Source organism: Gammaproteobacteria bacterium, assembly GCA_033344735.1.
Lineage (GTDB): Bacteria > Pseudomonadota > Gammaproteobacteria > UBA4575 > UBA4575 > UBA1858.
In genome coordinates, this window is the sequence record JAWPMW010000001.1 from 634,731 (window position 1) to 657,157 (window position 22,427).

20 protein-coding genes and 1 pseudogene are annotated in these 22,427 nt (G+C 39.3%); 12 read left to right on the forward strand and 9 right to left on the reverse strand.

What is annotated here, in order from left to right:
- The first annotated feature begins 2 nt into the window (after window positions 1-2).
- The 5 genes from R8G33_03315 to R8G33_03335 all read left to right on the forward strand — a co-directional run bounded on the left by R8G33_03315 (window position 3) and on the right by R8G33_03335 (window position 4,853).
- On the forward strand, window positions 3-1,100 hold the full coding sequence (locus R8G33_03315; protein ID MDW3094683.1) for an ABC transporter ATP-binding protein: 1,098 nt from the start codon (window positions 3-5) through the stop codon (window positions 1,098-1,100).
- Complete coding sequence (locus R8G33_03320) at window positions 1,093-2,088, forward strand: ABC transporter ATP-binding protein (GenBank protein MDW3094684.1); 996 nt, start codon at window positions 1,093-1,095, stop codon at window positions 2,086-2,088. Before R8G33_03315 ends, R8G33_03320 begins: the two co-directional genes overlap by 8 nt.
- A gap of 27 nt (window positions 2,089-2,115) precedes the next feature.
- Window positions 2,116-3,735: a dihydroxyacetone kinase subunit DhaK gene (locus R8G33_03325; protein ID MDW3094685.1), complete on the forward strand. Its 1,620-nt coding sequence runs from the start codon at window positions 2,116-2,118 to the stop codon at window positions 3,733-3,735.
- 51 nt (window positions 3,736-3,786) lie between these two features.
- A complete protein-coding gene (gene gloA / locus R8G33_03330; protein ID MDW3094686.1) occupies window positions 3,787-4,170 on the forward strand; it encodes a lactoylglutathione lyase in 384 nt (127 codons plus the stop codon).
- A gap of 347 nt (window positions 4,171-4,517) precedes the next feature.
- On the forward strand, window positions 4,518-4,853 hold the full coding sequence (locus R8G33_03335; GenBank protein MDW3094687.1) for a hypothetical protein: 336 nt from the start codon (window positions 4,518-4,520) through the stop codon (window positions 4,851-4,853).
- Between the two features lie 187 nt (window positions 4,854-5,040).
- Here R8G33_03335 and R8G33_03340 read toward each other — a convergent pair whose 3' ends face one another.
- Window positions 5,041-5,784, reverse strand: a complete 744-nt coding sequence (locus tag R8G33_03340) for an L-2-amino-thiazoline-4-carboxylic acid hydrolase (GenBank protein MDW3094688.1) — start codon at window positions 5,782-5,784, stop codon at window positions 5,041-5,043.
- A gap of 111 nt (window positions 5,785-5,895) precedes the next feature.
- On the opposite strand from R8G33_03340, the pseudogene R8G33_03345 reads away from it, so the two are divergent.
- Window positions 5,896-5,988 (forward strand): annotated as a pseudogene (locus R8G33_03345) (HPP family protein).
- A gap of 205 nt (window positions 5,989-6,193) precedes the next feature.
- Here R8G33_03345 and R8G33_03350 read toward each other — a convergent pair.
- The 8 genes from R8G33_03350 to R8G33_03385 form a co-directional block, all read right to left on the reverse strand.
- On the reverse strand, window positions 6,194-6,817 hold the full coding sequence (locus R8G33_03350; GenBank protein MDW3094689.1) for a cation diffusion facilitator family transporter: 624 nt from the start codon (window positions 6,815-6,817) through the stop codon (window positions 6,194-6,196).
- A 21-nt stretch (window positions 6,818-6,838) separates the two neighbouring features.
- The gene (locus R8G33_03355; GenBank protein ID MDW3094690.1) at window positions 6,839-9,991 is read right to left on the reverse strand and encodes a CusA/CzcA family heavy metal efflux RND transporter; all 3,153 of its coding nucleotides are present in this window, start codon (window positions 9,989-9,991) and stop codon (window positions 6,839-6,841) included.
- A gap of 8 nt (window positions 9,992-9,999) precedes the next feature.
- Window positions 10,000-10,920, reverse strand: coding sequence for an efflux RND transporter periplasmic adaptor subunit (locus R8G33_03360; protein MDW3094691.1), 921 nt, complete (start codon window positions 10,918-10,920; stop codon window positions 10,000-10,002).
- Window positions 10,921-10,931: 11 nt separating this feature from the next.
- Complete coding sequence (locus R8G33_03365; protein ID MDW3094692.1) at window positions 10,932-12,239, reverse strand: TolC family protein; 1,308 nt, start codon at window positions 12,237-12,239, stop codon at window positions 10,932-10,934.
- Window positions 12,240-12,391: 152 nt separating this feature from the next.
- A complete protein-coding gene (locus R8G33_03370; GenBank protein MDW3094693.1) occupies window positions 12,392-12,700 on the reverse strand; it encodes a hypothetical protein in 309 nt (102 codons plus the stop codon).
- A 68-nt stretch (window positions 12,701-12,768) separates the two neighbouring features.
- On the reverse strand, window positions 12,769-13,452 hold the full coding sequence (locus R8G33_03375) for a hypothetical protein (GenBank protein ID MDW3094694.1): 684 nt from the start codon (window positions 13,450-13,452) through the stop codon (window positions 12,769-12,771).
- 338 nt (window positions 13,453-13,790) lie between these two features.
- Window positions 13,791-13,919 (reverse strand): hypothetical protein, encoded by a 129-nt coding sequence (locus R8G33_03380; protein ID MDW3094695.1) that lies wholly within the window; start codon window positions 13,917-13,919, stop codon window positions 13,791-13,793.
- Window positions 13,920-14,225: 306 nt separating this feature from the next.
- Complete coding sequence (locus R8G33_03385) at window positions 14,226-14,732, reverse strand: DsbA family protein (GenBank protein MDW3094696.1); 507 nt, start codon at window positions 14,730-14,732, stop codon at window positions 14,226-14,228.
- Window positions 14,733-15,041: 309 nt separating this feature from the next.
- Between R8G33_03385 and R8G33_03390 the strand changes: the two genes are divergently transcribed.
- From R8G33_03390 to R8G33_03415, 6 genes are all read left to right on the forward strand, one after another.
- Window positions 15,042-15,314 (forward strand): TMEM165/GDT1 family protein, encoded by a 273-nt coding sequence (locus R8G33_03390; protein ID MDW3094697.1) that lies wholly within the window; start codon window positions 15,042-15,044, stop codon window positions 15,312-15,314.
- Between the two features lie 114 nt (window positions 15,315-15,428).
- Window positions 15,429-15,653 (forward strand): GDCCVxC domain-containing (seleno)protein, encoded by a 225-nt coding sequence (locus R8G33_03395; protein MDW3094698.1) that lies wholly within the window; start codon window positions 15,429-15,431, stop codon window positions 15,651-15,653.
- A 248-nt stretch (window positions 15,654-15,901) separates the two neighbouring features.
- Window positions 15,902-16,333: a hypothetical protein gene (locus R8G33_03400; GenBank protein ID MDW3094699.1), complete on the forward strand. Its 432-nt coding sequence runs from the start codon at window positions 15,902-15,904 to the stop codon at window positions 16,331-16,333.
- Window positions 16,334-16,462: 129 nt separating this feature from the next.
- Complete coding sequence (locus R8G33_03405) at window positions 16,463-17,755, forward strand: TolC family protein (GenBank protein ID MDW3094700.1); 1,293 nt, start codon at window positions 16,463-16,465, stop codon at window positions 17,753-17,755.
- Window positions 17,752-19,230, forward strand: coding sequence for an efflux RND transporter periplasmic adaptor subunit (locus tag R8G33_03410; GenBank protein MDW3094701.1), 1,479 nt, complete (start codon window positions 17,752-17,754; stop codon window positions 19,228-19,230). The genes R8G33_03405 and R8G33_03410 overlap by 4 nt, the downstream gene beginning before the upstream one ends.
- Before the next feature lies 1 nt (window position 19,231).
- Complete coding sequence (locus R8G33_03415) at window positions 19,232-22,363, forward strand: CusA/CzcA family heavy metal efflux RND transporter (protein ID MDW3094702.1); 3,132 nt, start codon at window positions 19,232-19,234, stop codon at window positions 22,361-22,363.
- Window positions 22,364-22,427 lie beyond the last annotated feature (64 nt).

Here is a 22,427-nt window from a genome sequence, read left to right on the forward strand (position 1 = left end):
TTGTGGCTCAAATAAAAATAAAAAATCTACGCAAAGAGTTTGGAGCTTTTACCGCAGTTCAATCTTCAACCTTCACAATTGAAGATGGTGAATTCTTTATGCTACTTGGGCCTTCAGGGTGTGGAAAAACAACTACATTGCGCATGATTGCAGGCTTGGAACTACCTACAAGTGGTGAGATTTATATTGGTGAAGAAGAAGTAAGTATGAAGAGGGCATCTGAACGTGACATCGCATTTGTGTTCCAAATGTTTGCACTCTATCCACACATGAATGTTAGAAAAAATATTGCTTACCCACTCTTGAGTCAAGGTATGTCAAAAGCACAAGCTCGGGAAAAAGTGTTAGAGGTTGCTAAAATTCTTGGGATAGTAGATCTCTTGAATAAACCAGTTAGTGGACTTTCAGGGGGAGATCGACAAAGAGTCGCTCTCGGCCGCGCAATTGTACGCGAACCAAAAGCATTTTTATTAGATGAGCCACTGGGTGCTTTGGATGCTGAGTTTAGAGAACATATGGCGGAAGAACTACGTGCGCTTCATGATCGTATGGGTGCAACAACTGTTTATGTGACACACGATCAGCTGGAAGCTATGCAAATGGGAGATAAAATTGTAGTCATGAACCATGGGCTTGTAGAACAGTTTGGTAAACCTCAAGAAATTTATGATTGGCCCGCCACAAAATTCGTTGCAAAATTCATAGGTTCTCCTGCCATGAATTTTCTTGATTTTGAGGGTGCGATTTCTTCTGGTGCCAATACCTTAACATTTAGTGATTGTGACTTTGAAATTCCTTGCTTACGTGAAGATGCAGAAGGAAAACTTTCGCTAGGTGTCCGACCTGAACATATTCACTTTTCTGATAATGCTCCATATCGCGGTGAAGTCTTAGCTACTGAATATCTTGGTACCACTCAAATTATTACAATAGAAACACTCAATGGTGTTATTAAAGCACGAACTGCTTCCAACAATGTAATTGCAAAAGGAGACAGATTAGGTCTTGAATTTGATGCGCGAACTCTAACAGTTTTTCATGCTAAAACTGGAATCGCATTAAAATCAGAATCCAATGAGGGGGTTTTAAGTAATGGCTGAAGTTGTTCTCGATCAGGTCAATAAGACTTTTGGTGATACACGTGCTCTTGAAAATGTTTCTATGACAATTCCAGATGGCTCTTTTGTGGTTTTGTTGGGACCGACAGGAGCAGGTAAAACAACTACACTTAGGATGGTGTCAGGTTTAGATAAACCCACAAGTGGTGACATTCTTATAAATGATTACTCTGTTAGTGGACTTACACCTGCACAACGAAATGTTGCTATGGTTTTCCAACAATATTCACTCTATCCACATTTAACGGTTAGGCAAAACCTTGAATTCCCATTGAAATCACCTTTGTTAAAAACACCTGCGGGAGAAATTAATAAAAAAGTTAATTCGGTTGCAGAGATTTTACAAATAACACACAAACTTAATAACAAAGCTACTGAACTTTCGGGTGGTGAGATGCAGCGAGTTTCAATAGGTCGTGCGCTTGTGCGTACACCAAACATTTTCTTGATGGATGAACCTCTCAGCTCGCTTGATGCAAAGCTGAGAGCTGATTTGCGAATTGAGCTAAAGAGCATTCAGACTGATTTTGGCGCAACAATGCTATACGTTACTCACGATCAAATTGAGGCAATGACTATGGCGACACATGTAGGTGTCCTTGATCATGGGAAATTACTTCAATTTGGACCACCACGTGAAATTTATGAAAATCCAGTGAGCATTTATGCGGCAAGTCGTTTAGGACAACCTCGTATTAATATATTACCTGCTGATTTGTTTTCTGGTTCACCTTCAGGTGCAAAGTCTATTGGTATGCGACCAGAGCAGTTAATCCAAGGTCAAGGTGATGACAGCACGGTAGTTCGTGTTGAGCATCTTGGAGATCAAACTCGCCTTCATCTTGTGTATAAAAATCATGATTTAATCACTGTTACAGATGCGCATACCACACTTAAAAATGGTGATGTATTAAAAATACAACCAACTAACGCATTTTATTTTGATAATGATGGTGTCCGTTTGCCTTGAATAAAGGGACAACAAAAGGAGGACAATATGACTCAATTTATTAATACAAAAGAGGACCTTGTAACTGAAGCAGTGGATGGAGTTGTTGCTGTTTCGGGAGGTAAGTTAGCACGTTTGGATGGTTATCCTCATATTCGCGTAGTTGTACGTAATGATTGGGACAAATCTAAAGTTGCTTTGGTATCTGGCGGCGGTTCGGGACATGAGCCAGCCCATGCTGGATTTGTTGGAGAGGGCATGTTGACCGCAGCTGTCTGTGGAGATGTTTTTACCTCGCCAAGTGTAGATGCTGTGTTGGCAGGGATTCTTGCAGTAACAGGTTCTGCGGGCTGTCTTTTGATTGTTAAAAATTATACTGGCGATCGTCTTAATTTTGGGCTTGCTGCAGAACGGGCACGTGCCTTTGGACTAAATGTGGAGATGGTTATTGTTAATGACGACATTGCACTACCAGAATTACCACAAGCACGTGGTGTCGCAGGTACGCTTTTTGTCCATAAGATTGCAGGCGCTTTAGCAGAACAGGGAGCTGATCTAAACACAGTTACAGTTGCGGCTAAAAAAGTGATTGCCAAAACTAAAAGTATTGGTATGTCACTGAATACTTGCACTGTGCCGGGGTCACCTAAAGAAGACAGAATACCACAGGGAATGGCAGAACTTGGTTTGGGTATTCATGGTGAAGCGGGGGTCGAGCAAATTGAGTTCAATAATGCCAAGCTAGCAATGACTGCTATGATAGAAAAGTTAAGTGCTAGCATTGATAAAAAGCCACACATTGCTCTAGTGAATAATCTTGGTGGTACATCAATAATTGAAATGTCAGTTTTATTACATGAGTTAATCAACTCGAAAATAGGTGATAAAATCAGCCATGTGATTGGCCCTGCAGCAATGATGACCTCATTGGATATGCAAGGATTTTCTATCTCACTTTATCCAGCAGATGGTAAAGAAATTGAACTACTAGCGGTGCCTACAGAACTATCTGCATGGCCTGGAATTTCTTCAATTAAGCCTGTTACAACACTTGCCTTATCTGATGGGCTAACTGCAATAACTCCACTACCATCAGAACATCAAGCTACTCGTGATTTACTGAATGAATGTTGTAACGTATTTATTTCAGCGGAAAACGACCTTAATGCGCTTGATGCAAAATCAGGGGATGGTGATACAGGATCGACTTTATCTGGTGCTGCAAGGTCATTAATTGATGCATTAGATCGATTGCCCTTGGCAGACCACACCCAGTTGTTTAGAGCTATAGGTTTAGAGTTAAGTCAAACAATGGGTGGATCATCTGGTGTTCTATTAGCTATATTTTTTGCTGCAACAGGTGATGGTGCGTCGAGTGGTTTACCAATGCGCGAAGCACTTAAAGCAGGCTTGAAACGTATGCAGGAAATAGGTGGTGCACAGCTGGGTGATCGTACAATGGTAGATGCTCTTGCGCCTGCGTTAGATGCACTCGAAAAAGGTTCTAAAGAGGCAGCAATTGCTGCAAGACAAGGAGCAGATCATACTGCGACAATTGTTAAAGCAAAAGCAGGACGCGCATCATATATCAACGCAAAACAACTCGAAGGGCATAACGACCCAGGTGCAGAAGCAGTTGCACGCTTATTTGAGAGTATGGCGAGATAAACTGACTTGCTACTATTTTTGTTTAAGCAGTATATAAGGTAAATTTAAATTATGAGAATATTGCACACAATGTTAAGAGTAGGTGATCTAGATCGATCTATTCAGTTTTACACTGAAATACTAAATATGAAATTATTGCGAAAGAAAGACTATCCTGAGGGTAAGTTTACATTAGCTTTCTTGGGTTATGGTGATGAGTCAGAAAATACTGCAATCGAGTTAACTTATAATTGGGATACAGAGAAATACGATTTAGGTGATGGGTATGGTCATATAGCTATTGAAGTTGATGATGTTTATGCAGCAACAGATAAAATTAAACAACAAGGTGGAAAAATAATTAGAGAAGCTGGTCCAATGAATGCAGGGGCAACAATCTTATCTTTTGTAGAAGATCCAGATGGATATCAAATAGAATTATTAGGCGCTAAGTAAATATTATTATTAGAGTTAATCAGTACTATTGATTATCGTCATTTCTTACGTTCACCAGCGAAAATCGCACGATAATCTACCAGCATTTATGGTGAAAATAATTCTTTTAGAGAAGCAATCAAGCCTCATTTGCGAAATGGGTTAGTACCGAAGTCTTTTAATAACTCATCATGATGATGTTGTGTATGTAGAAAAAGCGTGAACTTCGAGTAATGCTGAAGTGCATCCATGATCTTTTCCAAATTTTCATCTCTTTATCGATTATGATTTGTGTAGATGGTATTCTCAAAATTTTCGCTTAGGTGAGCTATAATAGTACATATATTCTAATTTAAAGGTGGTAAGAAATGGCTTGTAATAAAATTCATACTCATCCAGAACACACTCATGGCGATAATTGTGGACACACTGCTATCCGTCACAATGATCACATTGATTATGTGCATGATGGTCACTTACATCATCCTCATGATGATCATTGTGATGAACATGTATTAGATGTCAGTGTCGTCAATCCAAATGAATGTATACCAGTTCATTCCTGCAATGATCATGTTCATGGTCCTAATTGTGGACATGAGGCAGTACCACATGGTGATCATATAGATTACATCGTTAATGGGCATTTACACCATGTACATGGTGATCATTGTGATGACCATGGACCTGTAGAGTTAGCTTAGAAAATTTTTTAGTCGATAGCTGACATTTATCTATTCGAGAGACAGCCTAACAATCGAAATTACAGTATAAATGTTTGAATAAATTATAAGTGTAGGGCGATGCAGTCACTATATGCCCAAAAATGCCCTCATATAACTATATACGTCTGCTTACGACTATAAGCGGCCGTCAAAATATAAATAATCATTAAGCTTTATTTTCCTTATCACGAATTGCAGATATCACCTTATTTACCTCTGGTGTTTTTGAAGAAATATTTGTCAATGATCCTTTTTTAAATCTAAAATCGCAATAATCACAGCCATCAGCTAATGTTTGTGTGCGTGTAAGCCCCCAACCTAAGGCATCACTCAAGGCAATATCTGACATGCAGATAAAAGGTGCAAATTCAGCACCTCCATGTTTCATAGCAAAATTATAATTGCCACATCCATGATAGTTAGCACCAATATCAAAATTGCCATTAATTCCAACAAGATATTCAATCTTAAATTCACCAAAATTACCTTCCTGACAATTTTTTTCTCGACTGGCTATGATTTTCTTTACAATGTTTGAAAACATAAAGTGCTTCATAAGCCAACGTTTCCATATTGGAAAACTTTGCATTTGATTTTTAATTGTTTGGTGGCAGAGTTCCCATGCCTCTGATGCTGATTTGCCATGTTTTTTCATGGCTTTATAAACTGCAAGTTCTTGTGCGGTAATAATAAGAAATGTATTCAAAAATTGTGCACGCATTCCTTTTATAAATGGAATCTCTGGAATAAGCTTTTTATACTCTGCATGAACATCTTTTTGTAGATTATCCGCAAACTCATTACCATAACGTGCAATAACATGACTTTTCATTGACAAAGAAATTCTGTCTAAGCAGTTCAATAGCTTATTTTCGTATGTACTGTAATAGCCAATTATTTGATCAGACATTTTATACTAAGAGAATAATCAACAATAAATGCAATTCTAATCAATCATGACTTAGCCTTGCTTGATTAGAATTGTATAAATGCCCAATCGATCTTGTATTGATTTATATCAAGCAATCAACCATTAATAATGGGTTCATTCGGTGCATCATGCTTTATATTGTTTGTTGTTCCTAATAGTCCATTCGCACAACCAAGGAATGTAGCTCTTGTAGAAGGAAAGAGGGTGATAGGGCAAAAATTTTGACCCAAAAAGAATTTAATTTGGTGGAGGCGGTAGCTACTTAACTTGATATGTAAGTGTTTGTTTCTATTGCTAAATTAGCGGTTAGACAAAACTTTGTGCCCCTATTTATACCCCTAAATATCTTGGCTGTAGTTAGACTTCCTTGAATCTTGCTGGAATATGATCAGCGATTATTTGAATCACATAAATTTTTTTTAGATTCAGTTTTTGTTTCTCGAATAATGCTTATACCTCCCCACAGTACAATCCAGACAATAACTGCACCTATGATCAAGTCAGGCCATCTTGTACCGGTAAAGAACACTAAAGCACCGGCAATAATTACACCGATATTTGCAATTACATCATTTTTAGAAAAAATCCAACTTGCTCGCATATGAACCTCTCCATTTTTATGTTTTGAAATTAACATCAAGCAAATCGTATTAGCAATAAGAGCAACAACACCAACAATGATCATCCAAGTGGACTCAGGGTCACTGCCGTAAATAAATCGTCGAATAATGTCAATTGCAACAAGTAGGCTCAATAAAATCTGGAAAATGCCACTCGTAAAAGCAGCTTTGAGCTTTACATTTGCACTTCTTCCAACCGCATATAGTCCTATCGAATAAACTGTTGCATCCGCTAACATATCCAGTGAGTCTGCTATAAGCCCAGTTGATTCAGCAATAATACCCAGGAAGATTTCAACCAAAAACATGGTGAAATTGATCACTAATAGAATTATTAATACGCGTCTTTGCTCTTTAGTATCTATTTCTACTGAACAATCGCAAGAAGACATACTGATGTACTCGCTGTTGGTTTAAGTATTATTATCGCCACGATATTCACGCTTACATACTAGTCGATATATTGTGGGCAATAATAACAATGTAAGAATAGTGGAGGAAATAATTCCTCCAATAACGACAGTGGCTAACGGTCGTTGCACTTCTGAGCCTGCGCCTGTGTTTAATGCCATTGGAATGAATCCCAGGCTGGCTACAAGTGCTGTCATTAAAATTGGGCGTAAGCGTGTTAGAGCACCCTGAATTAATGCATCATCGAAACTCATGCCTTGATTTTGTAGATTCCGAATAAATGAAATCATGACGACACCGTTGAGTACTGCTACGCCAGATAGTGCAATAAAACCTACACCGGCTGAGATAGACAATGGAATATCGCGTAACCAAAGAGCTGCAATTCCTCCTGTTAATGCTAATGGCACACCTGTAAATATTAATAATGCGATTTTTCCTGATCCAAATGCCATAAATAGCAATCCAAAAATAAGGAAAAGAGCAATGGGGACAACAATGCTCAATCGCTCTCGTGCAGAAATGAGCTGTTCAAATGTACCCCCATAATCCAGCCAATAACCGGCAGGTATAGTGGCTTGGTCAATAACTGCTTGTTGTACTTCTGCTACAAAACTCCCTAAGTCTCTCTCGCGTACGTTGGCAGTCACGACTATTCGTCTTTTACCATTCTCACGACTAATTTGATTCGGACCATAGTTAATACTTACATTGGCAACTTCACTGAGTGGCACGTAATTAGGTGCAGAAGTTTGCATGTAATTATCATTACGATTCAATGGAATTGGCAGTCGCTTAATTTCATCGATATCTTTTCGTAAGGTTTCGGATAGTCTCACAATGATGTCAAAGCGACGATCACCTTCAAAGATTTGACCAGCTTCACGACCGCCCAAAGCGACTTGCACCATATTTTGAACATCCATGACATTCAAGCCATAGCGCTCGAGACGCTTTCGATCAGGAATGATCGATAAGACAGGTAACCCAGTTACTTGCTCGACATTCACATCAGCAGAGCCTGGGATAGTGCTAACGACAGAAGCAACAGACTGTGCAGCACTCACAAGTGTGTCTAAATCGTCACCATAAATTTTAATAGCGAGATCGCTACGAACGCCAGAAATTAATTCGTTAAAGCGAAGTTCTATAGGTTGAGAAAACTCATAGGCATTTCCTGGTATTTGTTCCAAGGCTTCTTGCATTTCGTTGACTAATTCTGATTTTAGTTTTGATTTGTCTGGCCATTTATCTCTATCTTTAAGAATGACATATGCATCAGAAATATTTGGAGGCATAGGATCTGTTGCGACTTCTCCTGTTCCAATTCGTGCTGCCACAAGTTTTACTTCAGGAAATGCTTTTATTGCGCGTTCCACTTCACCTTGCATTTTCACAGATTCTGATAGCGCTGTGCCAGGCGCACGTAATGATTGAACAGCAATATCTCCCTCATCAAGACTGGGTACAAACTCTGTGCCCATTTTTGAGGCAGCAATTAAACTTATTACTACAAGAGAAACAGCGATAGTGATAAGTTTCCAAGGATTAACAATACTCCATGTCAGAATTGGATGATAAAGACGCTTGGAACCTCTTATGACTGCATTGTCTTTCTCTTCTATTTTTCCTTTAACAAAGAGTGCAACAGCGGCAGGAACAAACGTAATCGATAAAATGAGTGCTGATAGTAAGGCGGTCACAACAGTAAATGCCATTGGGTGAAACATTTTCCCCTCAACACCTGTTAATGCAAAAATTGGTATATATACAACGGTGATAATTATCACGCCAAAGATACTGGGTTTTATCACTTCAGCTGCTGCCTTAGCAGTCAGCTCAAATCGTTCTTCTTTGGTGAGCAATCGCCCATATTCTTTTTGTGCGATGCCAAATCGACGTATACAGTTTTCAATAATGATGACTGCACCATCAACTATAAGGCCAAAATCTAAAGCACCAAGACTCATTAGATTACCTGAGACGTTTCGCCCAACCATTCCTGTGATAGTCATGAGCATCGCGATGGGTATGACGAGCGCTGTGATTAAGGCGGCGCGAAAATTACCTAGTAATAAAAATAACACCAGAATAACGAGTAGGGCACCTTCAAGCAAATTCTTCTCAACTGTCCATATTGTTCGATCAACAAGGTCTGTTCGATCATAGACAGTATTGGCGGTGATACCATCTGGGAGACTGCGATTCACTTCGATTAATTTGTCTGCAACACGCTTTGAAACTTCACGGCTATTTTCTCCCATGAGCATCATTGCAGTACCTAGAACAGTTTCCTTACCATTTTTGGTTGCTGCACCACTTCTTAGTGATGCACCTAGAGACACTTGAGCAATATCTTTGATACGAATAGGTAGTTCATCTCGAAGAGTGACAACAATACTATTTATTTCTTCAATGGTCTTAACCTGACCAGGTACACGAATAAGGTATTGTTCACCATTCTTTTCTATGTAGCCTGCACCAACATTGTCATTATTGTTTTCTAAGGCTTCGATAATCTCATTTATGCTGAGATCATATGCGCGCAACTTTTTTGGATTTGGGCTAACTTGAAATTGTTTCTCAAAACCACCAATTGAATTGACTTCTACGACCCCTTTAACATATTTGAGCTGAGGGGCAATGACCCATTCTTGTAAAGTTAATAAATCCATGGGTGTGTACGGGGTGCCATCTTCTTTGAGAGCATCTTCTTCTGCTTCTACTGTATAGAAGTAAATTTCACCTAACCCTGTGCTTATTGGACCCATTTCAGGCTCAATGCCTGCCGGTAATACACCACTAATCTGCTGCAACCGTTCAGATAGTAGCTGGCGTGCAAAATAAATATCAGTGCCTTCCTCAAACACGACTGTGACTTGTGATAATCCATAACGAGATAGAGATCGTGTGTAGTCTAAGTCTGGTATGCCACTTAAGACTGTTTCTATGGGGAATGTAATGCGCTGTTCAACTTCTAAAGGCGAATAACCTTGTGCTTCCGTATTTATTTGAACCTGGACATTAGTAATATCAGGCACTGCATCAATGGGGAGTTTCTGGAAATTTGCCACGCCCAGCGCCATCAGCCCAATCACTACAAGTAAAACAATCCAACGATGCTGAATTGAAGTATAAATTATTTTTTCTAACATAATATTCCTTAGTGATCGTCTTCAAGCGTTGATTTTAAAAGATCAGCTTTAATCCTGAAGCTTCCTTGACTAACGTATTCATCACCCTCAGATAAACCTGAGAGAACTTCTATAAACTCACCATCGCGTTCACCTAAAGTTACTTCATGAGGGACGAACATCGATTCATTTTCTTTAACAAAGACAACGGATTTCTCACCCATGTTTTGTAATGCGCTCTCCTTGATGGCAAGGTGAGCAAGTTTTTCTTGGACGTGAACATAACCTTCGATAATCATTCCAGGACGCCACAGACTATCCTTGTTTGAAATTGGAACAATGGCTGTGACAGTTTGGCTTACCGCATCTGCAACGGGTAATAACATTTTGATCTTTGATTGAGTGCTGAGGTTAGAATCCAAATGTTGAATGATGATATTTTGTTGTGCTTTTATAGAATGGAGATCACTAGGGAAGACATTAAACTCTGCCCATAGGGTGCTTAAATCCGCAATCTTAAAGAGTGCATTATCATTTGCCACATCACCCATATTTGTATTGCGTTCAATGACAACTCCCTCATTTGGTGCTTTTACAGAGTAGGTGCGAAGGCTGTCATTACTTTCAATTAACGCTAAGACTTGACCCTTTTTAACACTTTCTCCCCATTGCACCTTTACTGATTTTACTATTCCTGGAAATCTCGCTCTGATTGTGAAGGTGTTATCGGGTACCTGCATCATGCGCCCAGTCAGCACCTTTGATTGTTTAATCGTTTGACTCGATACATGTTCCGTGAATATGCCGGCTCGCTTGGCTACATCGGCTTGTATGATGGCTTCTGTTGCTGCTTCTTCATCATGGTCATCTTCACCAGCATAAACAGATGTAAATAATATCTGATTTAGACTGGTAATATTGAAAGTTACTGAACTCAAAAAGAGTATCATCAATATAATTCTCATCCTTGTTCTCCAAAGCCATTTGTTAATCGTTTAACGTTAATTCGTGCAGTGTGATAGTTTCTTAATGTGCTTAGATATTGGTTCTGCGCTTCTATCAATGTGCGTTGAGCATCTAACACTTCCAAATAGGTGAACCGCCCTCTGTTATAGGCTGATTGCGCTAAATGAAATGACTGCTCAGCTGCTGGAATGAGTTTGGTTTTCATATGAGCCGCTTCCATGAATGCTGTTTTCCATGTTTGCCAATTCTCAAATAGTGCTTGTTTTAGATTCAGTTCAAATTGCTGTGCATCACTTTGTGCCTGCAATGATTCCGCTTGTGCTTGTGCAATGTTTCCTTGGTTTTTATTAAATATCTGTAATGGCACACTTACACCTACTAGAAATGCGTTATCACTGCCTTCTTCAAATCGTCTAACACCAATGCTCACCACTGGATCAACAATTTTTTCTGTGTTTGCCAGATCAAATAAAGAATCCATTTGTGATTTTTGATGAATAAATTGTTGAACATCTGGAAGTTCATCTAATCTCTCTAGATAAACCTCATATGTCATAGGCTCATCAAGCTGAAACAAATACTGATGATTAAGACTGTCATCAAATGAACTTTCACCCCAAAGTTTTGCAAGATTATGTCTGGCTATTTGAAGTTGTTGATTCGTTTGTTCGCGTAAAATTAAACTATTTGCGACCGTCACTTCCGCTTTACTTTGTTGGATTGCTGACTCTGCTGCTGATTGCACGCGCTTACTCACATTGGCAAGAATATCTTTAGCGAGTTGTTCTTGTTCAATCGCTAATTTTACCGACTGCGTGTTTGCGAGCACATTGACATAGGCGCTATGCACATCTTTGATTATATTTAGACGTTCAATAGATAAGCCTTCTTGTGCCACAGCATATGAAGCTTGAGCTACTTGTTTTCTAGCATCACGCTTCCCACCTAATTCGATCTTTTGATTAAGGCTTAATGTGTATTCAGCAGAATTTGTACTGCCAAAATCATCATTTCCTGAAAAATTTTCAGCTTCAAATGCAAGTTCAGGGTTAGGTAAGAGGCTGGCTTGAAGTTGTGCCCCTTGTGCGGCATCCATTCTACTGGCTGCTGATTGGAGTCTTGGCGTAAACTCTAAAGCACGTCCAATTGCATTTTCTATCGTTAACAAATCAACATGATGAATTATTGCCTGAGACGAATCATCAGTAGGTGTTTCGCTGGCGACAACAATCTGTAGATAAATATAATTTACTAAGGCAAATACTAATATTATTTGCCTGCTTTTAATGTTTAAAGATTGCATGAATCTTACCTCTAAAACGCAAATATTCTTTGAATGTGTGCAAGCACACGCTAAGTAGAATCAATCCCAGTGGAATGACAACTATTTAGAAAGAGTTAGGAGTGGACTAGTTATCTCCACTCAAGTGAAGAGACTAATTTCCAGTGTTTGCGCTAGGCAATAGGGGGGCGAAATAAGGGAGGTGAATCCTTAGATGAGTAATGATCAGTATAATGAGATGCTTCTTGATCCGAATTATTTGGTATCAATGATATATCTGTACTAAATGTTGCAAAGTGATGTGCACAATGGCACAAGTGATTACAAGAGTTTTCTTCAAATAGTTCAGCTTGACCATCATTATCATATAAGTGTGAGACTTCCTCATCGTTATCAAACAGATGAAAAGTACTACAAACTGCTGCCTCTGCACTAACAAACAGAAGGGCAATAACGATAAACTTTGCAAAAAACTTAGTCATTTATTTAGCCTAATTGAGGAAGCCTAATAAATCAACAGTATTTCAGATGACTGGTCACTAGTTAAACCTTAACTTTTATCAGTGCTATTTTGTAGGTATTCAACGATCATCTGTGTCTGTTCTTCATTAGGCGCTTGTTTGTTCTGAACATTCATGTAGCCCAGCATACGCTCAACAACAGATGGCCATTCCGCTGCAGTATGTTGACCAGGATCAGGTAATACATGGCATTGAACGCAAACTTCACTAAAGACTTTCCCGGTTTCACTATCAAGATCAGTATGAACCGTAGCATCGATCTGTGTTTGTGCATGTTCTTGTAAGTAATTTGTGATCAGATTTAGTTCCTGTTCATCAGGTACATTGATTTGCATCCATTTTTTTGACCAGCTGATATGCATCTTCATGCGCTGAACTACTGATGGCCATTCTTGTGCAGTATGTAAACCAGGTGCAGGTAACCCATGACACTGTGCGCAATTTTTAATGAGTGTTTGTGCGCCCTCTGAAGGGTTATCAGGTAATAGCGTGGGAAGAATACCTTGTGGCATGTTACCACTTCCCATGCCGCTACTATTGCCTCCACACATGCCTTGACCGCATGAACCCGAAGCAATAACACTCGTGCTATCTTGAGGTTTTGTAAACGATTCCATTGCAAAAGGATTTTGCTCTGCATGTAATGTGACTAAAGACCCTAGTGTAATAGTTAGTGCACTTACTGCAGCAACATTTTTTGTATTAATGTTCATCTTTAAGACTCCTAAAATGTAACGACGCCCTATCAAATTCTTATGACGGGACTCAATTTTGTTTCGTGATTTCTAACGAAAAATTGCGGTATATAGGATTAGGATAAACGTTGGTAATCGATGATTATGCTTCTCAGAAAAGGCTGACACAAAATGTCAGTCACATCTTTTCTGAAAAGTAAAATATCTTAAACATATGTTTGACCTAACACTATCTCAGCTGCACATATAAAATACAGCTGTAAAATTTGGCATTAATTTGCCGTGTTAGGTAATTGGGGGGCGTAGCAAAGGAGGAGGAAATTGGGATACAACTATATCGATCTTAAGAGGTTTTATTAATGAATTAGCATTGACACTGTCTGTGCTGATAACTCTGTTACTGAATTGTTTGACGCAATTACAATAATAGTCACAGCAATCAGCATCATTACTTTGATTTTCTTCATCAAAATTTGATTGCTCATTTTCTTGGGTGTAATCAAAGAACTCACACACTGAAACGTTTGCGGAAACAACGCTTCCGAAAACTAATAAAGCCAGCAATAATACTGATACAAATTTCATAATAACTAAATGTTAACTTAGCGATGCTTGATATGCAAACAAGTATTAATAGCGATAATCAAATCTTATACTCAAAATTTATCAGGTAATTACATTGATGTGGATTATGAATAGAAAGCAATGAGCCTTTGAGGATGTTCATTGTCCACCAATTCGCAGGATAAAGATTGTTGGAACTTGGAGTAGTTATTGGAGCTATATAAATATTAGTGTGACTGACTACTAGCTTTTTCAATCAATACTTTCATTTCATCAAAGGTTTTTAATCCTCTGATGACTTTGCCATTGATAATAAATGTAGGTGTACCAAAAACATCATATTCTAGTACCGCTTCTTCTCTTTCTTTTTCAATATTCAGCGCTTGTTGCGGATCATTTAGACATGTACTAAACGTTTCCCGATTCAAGTCTAGTGATATAGCAATATCAGTCAGTGCGATTTCTACATCTTTTGCTTGGGACCAATCTGCAACCGCATGATACAAGGCATCAAGAAGCGGGTAGTACTTATCAGGACCAGCACAATGAGCAGCGATTGCACCTCTATAGGCTTCATCAGAAGTGGGATAATCGCGATATATGAAACGTACTTTACCTGTTTTTATATAATCTGATTTGAGTAACGGTAAAACTTCCCTGTGAAACCGAACACACTTACCACACGTGATGGAACCATACTCAATGATGGTGACTGGGGCTTGAGTGTTGCCCAATTCTATATCGCTGTATACTAGAGATGTAATACTTGTAAGGATAACGATAGATGCTAAAGATCGAAGTTGCTTGATAGTGTTGCCCCTTATTTTGATTCTGAGTGTTACTAATTATTACCATCCATTAAAATCTTTTCAAATATTCTAGACATAAAAGTGGTCATTGAATTTGATGATGCACTTCATTCTCTAACTTACCCTGTAAGCCGCTGGAATTTGAGCCGGAAGCAGACTCATTATTTCACAAACAGAGTCAGGTATAATAGCCTTTATCTGTCTAGGTTACTCACGCAAAAGTGATTTAAGTTTATGGATTGGAAGATATTTGCAACAATATTTTTAGCGGTGTTTATAGCAGAGCTTGGTGATAAAACTCAATTGGCTACAATGTTGTTTGCAACGGATAAAGAAGTAAGCAAATACACTGTATTCTTTGCTGCATCGGCTGCATTAATTGTTGCAACCGCCATTGGTGTATTAGCAGGAAGCTTGTTTTCGGAATTCATTAATGAAAAGTACCTGCATTATATTGCTGGGATTGGCTTTATCCTGATAGGTGTTTTTACTTTGTATAATGCTTAAAAATCATGTAACAAATAGTTATGTCAGAATTGCAATTAGCATAATGGCCGCTATTGAGCCGATAAGCGACCTTGAATGTGCAATAATAAATAACCTAGTAAATGGAATTTCTTTATGTCTACTCAATCACCTCAACTTGATTCGACATTGACCTGTCCAGAATGTGGGAAACAAACAAAAGATAAGATGCCAACAAATTCTTGCCAATATTATTACGAATGTAAATCTTGTAATACATTATTAAAACCAAAGGCCGGTGACTGCTGCGTGTATTGCTCCTACGGCGATGTGCCTTGTCCCCCGATACAGGAAGGGGCTTGTTGTAGTAATTCCAAATGACCGCTTTTGAGTTGCAAGAAAGCGTTGCGATTAATTTTGCTTATAGCGATAGATAAGAAGAAATCTAGTTAGCTATAGCTGATTTTACAATGAGCTATGACCGGATCATACTATAGTGATCATTTGGTTAAGTTTTTCTGAATCTAAAGTTACCATTAGTTATCTTCATTTGATCTTTATCAGTTTAATGGGAACTAATTATTGAATAACCATACTAAAACATATACTGTTCATCTATGGTGAAAACTATGGTATCAAAGCATCATGTCAAGCAAACAAGCTCATTGCGCACTGTAATAAGTGTATTGATGATGTTGTTGTTGATATTTTTGCCTTTGAGTTCATGGAGTAGCAGTCTAATATCTTCAGTAGATAAATCGCCTGAAAGCTTTATTTCCTTAGATTTATCTGAGAACCAAGTCGATACAATGCCATGTCATTCTAGCGATATAGATATGACTCGTTCAGATCAAGAATCTTATAATAGTGACTGTTGTACTCAATCAGGTGTGCACACACAGTGTGATAGTTGTGAACAAGGCTGTACATTCGTAAAACATTTTTCTAATTCTATCGATTCTTTTGCAATACTATTCTCCTCAACTCAATTGGCACTTAAGCCGAATGATCTTATTGTAACACAATTCCCAGTTCCTCCATTTCGCCCACCAGCGGCATAAATCTATATCTTCTGTCATTTAATTAGTGCGGCGTAGAGCCTAAAAACTCAAGCACTTTTTTCAAGAAACTTTATTCTTAATCCAGCAACGTTGAGCTGTGATTTAAGAATTATGATATGGATTTTTCTCATGCGAGATCAAACAGAAAACTGTCTATTTAAGACAAATATATATGTCAGTCATTACATATCAATTATTGCATTGATACTGATTGTATTCACTCAACAGGCAAAGGCATTAACTTTGGAGGAAGTTGAAGATATTACGAGAATGAATGATTACATTTCTCAATCCCAACTTTCTAGACGTGATGCCTTTAAAGAGTCGGCAGTCGCTGACGGTCAATTACCAGATCCCCAACTTAATGTCGGCTTATTTAATGCGCCACTTGATAATTTTGATCTAGATCGTGAGCCTAATACACAGTTGCGATTTGGTGTTAATCAATCTTTTCCGCGAGGTGATACGTTAAAAATTCGTACTCAACAAACTCAGTGGTCTAGCAAAGAACAAGGTTTCCGTTCACAAGATCAATTGGCTCAATCTGTACGTATGGCAAGAGAAAACTATTTAGATATTTTCTACAACGTAGGTGCGCAGGGAATTATTCATCAAAGCCACCGATACTTTTCGCAGCTTGTCGATATAGCTGAGTCTTTTTATAGCGTGGGAAGAGTTAATCAGCAAGACGTGCTCCGAGCTCAATTAGAGCTTTCTCGATTAGAAGAGCGTGTGATTATTTTCAAGAAGAATGAGGATCTAGCAAGGGCGGAGTTGAGTAAATGGCTTGATGACCGTGCTTACGAAGTAATTGATACAGAGTTCCCAACACTCGATAAACTAGAAGAGCAGCATACTGTCGTAAATCAGTTAATTGATCATCCTAGAATAAAAGCGAGTGACACTGTTATTTCCTATTTCAATGAAGGGGTTGCTATCGCTGAAGAACAGTACAAGCCTGGTTGGAGTGTAGGTGTTGAATACCGTAAGCGATTTGGTAATAACCTTGATGGGAGTGATCGAGATGATCAAATGGCGGCTTTGGTTAAAGTCGACTTACCAATATTTACTGATAAACGCCAAGATCGACGTTTATCGTCCAGCAAACATCAAGTAATGGCAGCAAAAGATGTGCGAATAGATGAATTGCAAGCACTAAAGCGGTCTGTTTTACGCGAGTATGCAGCTTTTAGAAAATTTCAAGAACAAAGTGAATTATATGACAAGCAGTTAGTTCCTGATGCCAATGCTAATGCTAATGCCTCATTAAAAGCCTATCAAAGTGGTGTCACGGAATTTACCACATTAGCCAGAGCGCGTATTACGCAACTTGATATTCAGTTAGAAGCATTGCGCGTGAAAGTAGGTGCTGCAAAGGCCCAAGCACGAATTTTATATCTTATGGAAAAGGCAGAGTCATGAAAAAAATAATTGTACTAACAAAAATTTTGATGATTATTTTCATCTCGCTCTTAGGTGCTTCATCATCGTTTGCTAAAGAAGATGAAGAACGTGAGATTCTTTATTGGGTCGCACCCATGGATGCAAATTTTCGTAGAGAGGAGCCAGGTAAGTCTCCTATGGGGATGGACCTTGTGCCAGTGTATGCAGACGAGCAACAAGGCTCTGGCAGCGAGGTCGTTATTTCTCCAGAGGTGATACAAAACCTGGGTGTACGCACAGCAAAAGCAGAACGCTCTAAGCTTTGGCGAAAGATTTCTACGGTAGGGTTTGTTGACTATGATGAATCCAAGATGTCACACATTCATTTGCGCACACAGGGGTGGATTGAACAATTGAAAATGCGTTCCGAAGGTGAGCGTGTAAAGAAAGGTGAATTTTTATTTAGTCTCTATTCCCCAGAACTCGTGAATGCGCAAGAAGAATTTTTACAAGCCTTGAAGCTAGGTAATACATCGTTAGTCAATGCTTCCAAAGATCGTTTAGTAGCTTTGGGTATGTCTCAGTCAGCAGTAAACCGTTTAAAAGAAAAACGTAATCTTAGACAGAATATTGCTTATTACGCACCACAAGACGGTGTGGTCTCTAATCTCATGGTGCGTGAAGGCATGTTTGTGAAACCAGAGAATCAGATTGCAACATTAGCGGATCTGTCCACTGTTTGGGTGATGGCAGAAGTATTTGAACGGCAAAGTAGTTGGGTCAAAGAAGGATTACCTGCCGAAGTCGAGTTTTCGTATTTACCTGGGAAAAAATTTGAAGGGGTTGTTGAATATATCTATCCAGATCTAGATGAAAGAACACGTGCGCTTACGGTACGGCTTAAATTTGAAAATTTTGATGAAGCATTAAAACCAAACATGTTTGGTAATGTGTCAATTTTTGCAGGTGCTAAAGACAATATCATTGTCATCCCTAGAGAAGCAGTCATTCGAACAGGCAGTGATGAGCGCGTCATTCTTGCTATAGGAGAGGGGCGTTTTGAGCCGAGGCAAATAGTTGCAGGGATTGAAAGTGGTGACTGGATTGAAGTGAAATCGGGTCTAAAAGAGGGTGAAGATGTAGTCGTTTCAGGTCAGTTCTTGATTGATTCGGAAGCAAGCACAAAAGCGAGCTTCATGCGTATGAGCCAGCCAGATAATGCAACGGTAAAAAAATCTGAAATGGCGATGCAAGATGAAAGCTCATTAATCATGGGAATGGGTACGATCACTGAAATATTCAAAGATGAACAGATTCTAAAAATCGATCATCAACCGATCGAAGTCCTAAATTGGCCTCGGATGGAAATGAAATTCCCAACACAAAATGAGAATGCACAAATTGATTTTGATGCGTTGAACGTCGGTGATCATGTTGAATTTAAAATGCAGAAAGTCGATGGAAAATATCTAATCATTGAAGTGTCGTCGATGGTTCATGAGGGAGGGCAATGAAATGATTGAGTCTGTCATTGACTGGTCTCTCAAAAATAGACCGATGGTCATTTTGCTCACCATACTCTTAGCGGCATGGAGTGTGTATGCGATAAAAAATATTGCACTGGATGCGATACCGGATTTGTCCGACGTACAAGTGATTATAAAGACGAATTATCCAGGGCAAGCCCCACAAGTTGTGGAAGATCAAGTGACCTATCCACTCAGCACTGCGATGCTCTCGGTACCCAAAGCTGTGAACGTGCGCGGCTACTCGTTCTTCGGTGATTCTTATGTCTATGTTATTTTTGAAGACGGGACAGATCTATATTGGGCACGTTCTCGGGTGCTAGAGTACTTAAGCCAAGTGGCCAGTACCTTACCGGCTGCAGCAAAACCACAACTGGGTCCAGATGCTACCGGTGTTGGTTGGGTGTATGAATATGCGCTAGTGGATCGCCTAGGGAATCATGATCTTTCACAGCTACGTAGTATTCAAGACTGGTATTTAAAATATGAATTGCAGACAGTAGACGGTGTTTCTGAAGTGGCCACGGTTGGAGGTATGGTCAAGCAGTATCAAGTCGTGGTGGATCCAAACAGTTTGCGTGCACATGACATTCCTCTTTCAAAAGTTCGCCAAGCGGTATTACGAGCTAATCAAGAAACAGGTGGATCCGTGATTGAGATGGCCGAAGCAGAATATATGGTACGCGCGACAGGCTATGTCAACGATCTTGATGACTTGAGAAAAATTCCATTAGCCGTGAATGAACGTGGGACTCCCATATTATTAGAAGAAGTGGCTGACATTCGTTTGGGACCACAATTACGGCGCGGTATTGCTGAGCTTGATGGAGAAGGTGAAGTTGTGGGTGGTATTATCGTTATGCGCTATGGTGAGAATGCCTTAGAAACCATTCAAAATGTTCAAGCACGTTTACAGACTCTTCAAGAAGGATTGCCTGAAGGCGTTGAAATTATCGAGACGTATAACCGCGCATCATTAATTGAACGCGCCATCTCGACGCTAAACGGAAAACTTGTCGAAGAATTTATTGTTGTCGCTTTAATTTGTGCATTGTTCCTATTTCATTTTCGCTCTGCGCTAGTGATTGTATTATCACTTCCCATTGGTATAGGTATTGCGTTTATTGTCATGTATCACATGGGGATTAATGCCAATATCATGTCCCTGGGTGGCATTGCGATAGCCATCGGTGCAATGGTGGATGCTGCCATTGTCATGGTGGAAAATGCGCATAAGCATATTGAACGTATGGGTGATCAACCCTATGATCGATTAGAATTAATTGGAAAATCTGCCAAAGAGGTGGGTCCCCCTATCTTTTTTTCGCTAATCATCATCACATTAAGTTTTTTGCCAGTATTTGCGCTAGAAGCACAAGAAGGTAAATTATTTGGTCCACTAGCGTATACAAAAACATTTGCTATGGCCGGTGCAGCATTTCTTGCTATTACGCTTGTCCCTGTCTTGATGGGAATTTTTATTCGAGGACACATCACACCAGAAAATAAAAATCCTGCAAATAAAATGTTGATTGCAGCATACCGTCCTCTCATTAGTCTCGTGTTGAAAGCACCAAAAACTATTTTAGTAATTATTGTGATCGCAGTCGCCATTGGTTTGTGGCCTATCACCAAGCTGGGTAGTGAATTCATGCCAGATTTGAATGAAGGTGATTTGATGTATATGCCAACGACATATCCATCCATTTCAATAGGCAAAGCACAAGAGCTATTACAGCAAACCGATAAACTTATTCGCACGGTACCGGAGGTTGAGCGCGTCTTCGGCAAAATTGGACGCGCAGAGACTGCGACAGATCCCGCGCCACTCACCATGATCGAGACTGTCATTAAGTTGAAACCACAAGATCAATGGCGAGAAGGTATGACTATCACTGAGCTGAAAAAAGAGCTTAATCAGTTAGTAAATTTTCCTGGTCTAACGAATGCATGGGTGATGCCCATTAAAACGCGGATTGACATGCTCTCAACTGGAATAAAGACACCGGTTGGAATCAAAATAGCAGGAACGGACTTAAATGTAATCCAACAAATTGGTACCGAAGTGGAAGAAGTTGTCAAACAAGTGCCAGGGACAGCATCTGCTTATTCCGAACGTGTTGCCAGTGGTCGATACGTGATCGTGGATATTGATCGTAATGCAGCTGCTCGATATGCATTAGATATTTTAGAAATACAAGAAGTCATTCGCACAGCGATAGGGGGTATGCAGGTCTCCATGACCACAGAAGGATTGGAGCGTTATCCTATCAACATACGTTATCCAAGAGATTGGCGTGATTCACTTGAACAGTTGCGCAATTTGCCAATTGTTACTCCAACTGGTGCGCATGTGCAGTTACAAGATGTCGCCACCATTGGGATAGAAATGGGCCCCGCGATGATTAAAACAGAAAACGCACGCCTCAATGGCTGGATTTTTGTTGATATAGAAGGAAGAGATTTAGGCTCGTATGTAAACGAAGCAAAACAAATAGTCGCAGACAAAGTTGAGCTTCCAGCAGGCTATACAGTTTCATGGTCAGGACAATATGAGTATCTACTTCGTGCAAAAGAAAAGTTAACGCTTGTTATTCCAGTGACGCTCGCGATTATTATCTTGTTGTTGTATTTAAACTTTAGAAGCTTTACAGAAGTGCTCATTGTTATGGGTACGCTGCCAATGGCGTTAGTTGGAGGTGTTTTACTCCTCTATTTTTTAGATTATGAACTGTCAGTTGCCGTTGGTATTGGTTTTATCGCATTAGCAGGTGTCAGTGTCGAAATTGGTGTGGTGATGCTTGTGTATTTAAATCAAGCATTACAATACCAAAAAGAATTAGCAGAAAAAGAAAATAAACCACTTACGGTTGATGCAGTTAAAGAAGCGATTAAAAGTGGTGCATTGTTGCGAGTTAGACCCATTATGATGACGGTATTCACCATATTATTTGGTTTATTGACCGTCATGATTGGGTCAGGAACTGGCTCAGAAGTGATGCGCAGAATTGCTACGCCCATGGTGGGCGGGATAGTGAGTGCAACAATATTAACACTGATTGTGATTCCTTCGATATTTTTAGTGATACACACAATGCGCTTAAAGAAGAGTTCAATATAGGGCTTCAGTATAAAATATATAACTACACTAACTTTTATTTCTAAAATTGCTCCAAGCTCCATAC